This window comes from Fusobacterium perfoetens ATCC 29250 (assembly GCF_000622245.1).
In the GTDB taxonomy this organism is placed as follows: domain Bacteria; phylum Fusobacteriota; class Fusobacteriia; order Fusobacteriales; family Fusobacteriaceae; genus Fusobacterium_B; species Fusobacterium_B perfoetens.
In genome coordinates this window covers 1-5,902 of the sequence record NZ_JHXW01000020.1, presented here as the reverse complement: position 1 = coordinate 5,902, position 5,902 = coordinate 1, and the positions used below count along the sequence as shown (strand labels likewise).

The following is a 5,902-nucleotide window of genomic DNA, read 5'->3' as shown; positions in this document are numbered from 1 at the left end:
TTTAAATCTTTTGAAATTGCAATTTCATCAAACATTGTTAAAGTTTTTCTAGAAATTTCAGTTGAATAAGAATAAGGTGTTCCTGCATAAATATCATTTAAGTATTTTAAAAATTCTCCATATTTTTCAGAAGAAGTATCTGTAAATTCATCATCTTGTTTTGAAGCAAAAATACTATCATAAATGTCTTTTAAATTTTGATATTTTTCTGGAGAGGCAAATTCTTTTTTCAATACTTCTAAATCACCATTAGAATTTTTCTTAATTATATGTAATGCTGAATAACTTTCTATATTTAAATCATCAGAAATTTGTGTTTTACTATCTTCTCCCATTCCTATTATACTTCCAACACCATTTCCATTTAGATTTACTGATAGTATTCCATCTCCTGATACAATAGCTCCTGTATTATTTAATACATGATTATTTAATTTTCCATTTGTTTTTTCTATTCCAACCCTTACTATCATTTTTCCGTTTTCACTTATAGTTATATTTTCTGTTCCTGTAATTTTTGTATTTTCAAAGAAAGTTACATTAGTATCTATCTTCATATTTTCAAAACTGTGTATACTACCAAAAATATTTATATTATCATCATTAGATTTTGTAGTGGAATTATTAAATGTTAAAGTATCCTCTCCATCTCCACCTAATAAATCTCCATTAATTTGAGTTTCATCATCTAAAGTTAAATTATCATTTCCATTACCTAAATCAATATTTCCATTGATTATTGTGCCATTAGTTAAAGTTAAATTATCAATATTATTACTTCCTTTGATAGTAGCACTTGTTTCATCTACTCCACCATTGATAATAGAATTATCTAAAGTTAAACTTCCTCCATTTTCATCAAAAACAATAGCAGAAGTATATCCATTTACAATAGAGTTTGTAAGAGTTTTTTCTCCACCTACTTTTAAAGTATTAGTAATTCCATTATAAATCATATCTGTTTTATTATCTTCTAAAACTATACTTTCACTTCCAGTAGCTGTCCAATTATTTGTATTTTCATTTTGTACACCAATAAGTTTAGCATTTATAATAGTTTTATTTCCTATTTGAATTCCATTTTCTCCTGTATCTTTATATCTTTGGATTTTATAGTTATTATTTGCAGTATCATAACTAAATATTATTCCGTTATTAGTATAACCTTTATTTATAAAATCACTAGAATCTCCAATTAATAGCCCATTATTTACAATATTGCTAGTATTTGAAAATGGAATCTCTATAGTTACACTGTTAGAAAAAACAATTCCATTTTGTTCTAAATTATTTATTTTTTCAGACTCAGAAAGAATTGTAGCTGTGAAATCACCATTTCCTTTTGTTTTTAAAATACCATTATTTATAAAATTATTTATTTCATGATAATTTCGTATTGCTCTACCATTATTAGAACCTACTACATCAATTATTCCTTCATTTAATAAATTTTCACTTTTATTCTCTGATCCACCTAGATTAATACCTGTTGCATTAGAAGAACTAGTTACTTTTATTATTCCTTTATTTTTAGTTTCTTTTTTTGCTGGAAAATCTATCCCAATTACTTCAGAATTTCCTACTACATCAATTATTCCTTCATTGGATATATTTTCTATCTGATTAGACTCATTAGCTATTCCATTAACCAAAGCTAAATCAGAAAGAGCTTCCACTTTTATAATACCTTGATTTAATAAATCCCCTATTGTTCCTCCACTATTATTTTGTATTCCAAAAACATTTGAATTTCCTTTTAAATCAATAATACCTTTATTTATTAAATTATCTATTATACCACCATTTAAAGAATAACGACCATTATTTATTCCAATTGCAGAATCACTTTCTTCTGACATAATAATACCTTTATTTTCTAATTTTGATACTATTCCATTAAGATTCTCTATTCCTACATAATAATAACCTTTCCCTGTTATTAATCCATTATTTTGTAAGTTTTCTATTACTCCTTGATTATTTATTCCATAAGCTGTTTTTAGTCCAGCAGAAGAAGTTGTTGCTTTTATTATTCCTTGATTTATTAACTCTTCTACTAATACTTTAGTTAATATTCCATTTGCTCCCTCATCACCTTTTATTTCTATTAAATCATTATTTTTTAAAGTTTTTATAGCTTCATTACTATATATTCCCCATCCTTTCTCACCATTTACAATAATTTTATTTTTATTAATTAATGAAATATTAGAAGCTGTGTTATATATTCCTATATAATCACTTTCTATATTCTTTCTATTAGCATAAATATTATTTTCAAATGTATTTTCAGAGTATGGATTTTCTCCCCAATTTTGATTATCTAAACTAAATTCTATTCCATTTGCTCCATCTCTAATATATAAAGTGTCAGCAAAACTTAAAGAACTTCCAACTAAAAAAGCAACTATAACTCCCATAGTTATTTTAACTTTTCTTTTTAACCATCTTTTTAAATTTTTTTCAATATCTTTTACCATAATCCACCCCCATAATAAAAAAAGCAACTTAAAATAGATATAGAAAAAATTTTCTTTTTTTTATACCTTTTTAAATTGCTATTATTAAAAAATATTTTCTTATTATGAGTATACTTCAAAAAAAAAAAAGCAATACTTTTTATAAAAAAAATAATTTAAAAAAGTTATTTTTTAATTAAATTTATGAAAGTCTGAAAATAATTTTATATAAAAAGTCACTGCTTTTATACAGTGACTTTCTTATTTTTTATATTTTATAAGTTTAAAAATTCTTTATAAAATCCATTAAATCTTTTCTAAGTATACCTTTTTTATATTGGCTATATAGTTTCCATCTATCATAAGACCACATCCATTGCTCAGGATATTCTCTCATAACAATTTCCATTTCATTAAACATATTTTGTACAGTTTTTTGAACTCTCTCTTTAAATGATAGAGATTCATCATCACATTTTTCAATTTTTCTTATATAAACCTCTGTAGTATTATCCTTTGTCAATACACAATACATAAGATAAAAAGGCCTATTATATTTTAAAGCAATACTAGATACTCCAGTAGGAGCTGTAGTTGGTTCTCCAAAAAAAGTTATATTAGTTCCATTACTATCTCTATGGTCAGTAAGTAAAATTGGATATCTACCCTCTTTTGCATATTTTATTAAATCTCTACTTGTAGTATTTCCTTTTTGTAATAAAGCTATATTAAATCTAGTTCTATTTTTTATAATTAAATTATTTATATATGGATTTGTTCTATCTTTAGCCACAGTTACTATAGGAATTCTATTGGCTAATTTTACAGGAGCTTCCATATTTCCAAAGTGCATAGCTCCAAAAACAGAAGGTCCATTATCAATAGCTTCTTGTAATAAATCTTCATCAATAATTTTAAAATTTTCATCTTTTTCTAAATATTTATCAAGCCACATATTTACAAAAAAAGCTCTACTCATAGTTTTACAAGATTCTATAGCTAATTTTTTTATCTCTTCATTTGATTTTTCAGGAAAAGCAAGTTTTAAATTAAGAAGAGTGATATATCTAACCTCTTTAACCACCTTAAACGCTAAAACAGCAAAAAATTCTCCAATATTAAAACGAACTTTTTCAGGTAACCATATAAATAATTTTGTAAAAAACATTATTAATAAATATTGAATATAGAAAATAATATTTTTAATCTTTTTTTTCATTTTTTCTCCTTTAAAATTATTTTATAGTTTTAGCAAATTCCATTAATTCTTTAGGTAATTCACCTTTCTTATATCTTCTATAAAATTTCCATCTATCATGCATCCACATCCATTGTTCAGGATATTTTCTTATAGCATCTTCCATTTTATTTATCATATTTTGAGTAGTTTTTTGAACTCTATCTTTAAATGGGATAGTTTCATCTGTACATTTTTCAATTTCCTCTATAAAGGCTAAAGTCGAAAAATCCTTTTGATATATACAATAAACTAAAAATAATCTACGATTAAATTTACAAGCAATACTAGTCACTCCAGTAGGAGCTGTAGTTGGTTCAGAGAAAAATAATACATCTGCTCCACTTCCCTTTTGGTCAGATAATAAAGCTATATTCCTTCCTTCTTTTGCAAATTTTACAAGTTCTCTTCCTACGGAAGGGCTTCTTTGTAATAAAGTTATATTAAAACATTTTCTATTTTTTATTATTTCATCATTAACATAGGGATTATTTTGAGTTTTTCCAACAGTAACCACATTAAACTCTTCAGCTATTTTTAATAATCCTTCCATATTACCAAAGTGCATATTAGCAAAAGTAGCAGGAGAACTTTCTTTTAATACAGGCATCATTTCAGGATTAGCAATTTTAAAATTTTTTTCTTTTTTTACATATTTATCTAACCATAGTGTACCTATAAAAGCTTTCCCTATATTTTTATAAGATTCTATAGCTATTTTTTCTAATTCTTCTAAAGATTTTTCAGGAAAAACAAATTTTAGATTGATAAGAGAAGTAACTCTTCTTGACTTTAAAATTTTATAAGCTAAAACTGATAATTTTTCAGCAAAAATAAAACGTATTTTCTCTGGGAAAATAAGTAAAAAAGTTTTTAAAATTTTAAATAAAATATATTGTATAAAAAATATAAATTTTTTCATAAGTTTTCACCACCTTAATTCTTAAGAACAAGTTATTATATCATAATTTTAAAAAATATTTAAATTTTTTTATCTTGACATAAATATATAGTATATTTTAAAATATAAGGCAATAAAAAATTGGAGGTAGGAAAATGAACATAAGGGAAATATTGGAAAGAAATCCAATTATTCCGGCATTAAAAAATGACCAGGATTTAAAAGAAGCACTAGAAAGTGGTAGTGAGATAGTTTTTATAATAATGGCAAATTTAATGAATATTGAAGATATTGTATCAAAATTAAAAAAAGAAGGGAAAATTGTGTTTGTTCATGCTGATATGATAGAAGGACTTTCTAGCTCAAATTATGGTGTTGAATATTTAGTTAATCATATAGATTTAGATGGAATAATAACAACAAAACACAATATGGTAGCTTTTGCTAAAAAGAAAAATATTCCTGTTATTCAAAGATATTTTATACTTGATTCTTTTTCATTTAAAAATACTGTAATGCATATAAGAGAAAATAAGCCTGATGCAGTTGAAATTTTACCAGGACTAATGCCTAAAATAATAAAAAGAATTTGTAATTTAGTAAATTTACCAGTAATAACAGGTGGACTTATTGATGAAAAAGAAGATGTTATGAATGCTTTAAGAGCTGGAGCAGAAGGAATTTCAACTACTAAAAAAGAATTGTGGCAAATTTGATTTAAAATAATAAGAAATGATTAGAAAATGTGTCTTGACAAAATAGATAAAACAGTATAAAATTACCTTGTTAGATAAATAATAAGCAATGTGATAAAGTGAATGCTTAAAAAAATTACTAAATTTTAGTAATATTTTAGGCATTTTTTTGTATATTATTTTGAATAAAATTGGAGGGCGGATTTTATGGAGAAAAAATATATTATAGCATTAGACCAAGGAACTACTAGCTCAAGAGCTATTGTTTTTGATAGTGACCAAAAAATTGTTGGTGTTTCTCAAAAAGAATTTACTCAAATTTATCCTAAAGAAGGTTGGGTTGAACATGACCCTATGGAAATTTGGTCAAGTCAAAGTGGGGTTTTGGCTGAGGTAATTGCTAGAGAGGGAATTTCTCAACATGATATTATAGGTATTGGTATTACTAACCAAAGAGAAACTACTATTGTTTGGGATAAAAATACTGGAAAACCTGTTTACAATGCTATTGTTTGGCAATGTAGAAGAACTGCAAAAATTTGTGATGAACTTAAAAAAATAGATGGTTTAGAAGAATATGTAAAAGAAAATACAGGACTTTTAATTGATG

5 protein-coding genes are annotated in these 5,902 nt (G+C 24.9%); 2 read left to right on the top strand and 3 right to left on the bottom strand.

The window, feature by feature from the left end:
* The 3 genes from T364_RS0106855 to T364_RS10660 form a co-directional block, all read right to left on the bottom strand.
* A partial coding sequence (locus T364_RS0106855) for an autotransporter outer membrane beta-barrel domain-containing protein (RefSeq protein WP_027128916.1) occupies positions 1-2,480 on the bottom strand: 2,480 nt, incomplete at its 3' end.
* A gap of 262 nt (positions 2,481-2,742) precedes the next feature.
* Complete coding sequence (locus T364_RS0106850) at positions 2,743-3,678, bottom strand: lysophospholipid acyltransferase family protein (RefSeq protein WP_051532683.1); 936 nt, start codon at positions 3,676-3,678, stop codon at positions 2,743-2,745.
* 16 nt (positions 3,679-3,694) lie between these two features.
* Entirely contained in the window at positions 3,695-4,618 is a 924-nt protein-coding gene (locus T364_RS10660) for a lysophospholipid acyltransferase family protein (RefSeq protein WP_051532682.1), read from the bottom strand.
* Positions 4,619-4,752: 134 nt separating this feature from the next.
* Between T364_RS10660 and T364_RS0106840 the strand changes: the two genes are divergently transcribed.
* Together T364_RS0106840 and T364_RS10655 are read left to right on the top strand one after the other, a co-directional pair.
* A complete protein-coding gene (locus T364_RS0106840) occupies positions 4,753-5,313 on the top strand; it encodes a glycerol-3-phosphate responsive antiterminator (protein WP_027128914.1) in 561 nt (186 codons plus the stop codon).
* A gap of 186 nt (positions 5,314-5,499) precedes the next feature.
* Positions 5,500-5,902 (top strand): FGGY family carbohydrate kinase (locus T364_RS10655; protein ID WP_035945514.1); only part of this gene is annotated, 403 nt, incomplete at its 3' end.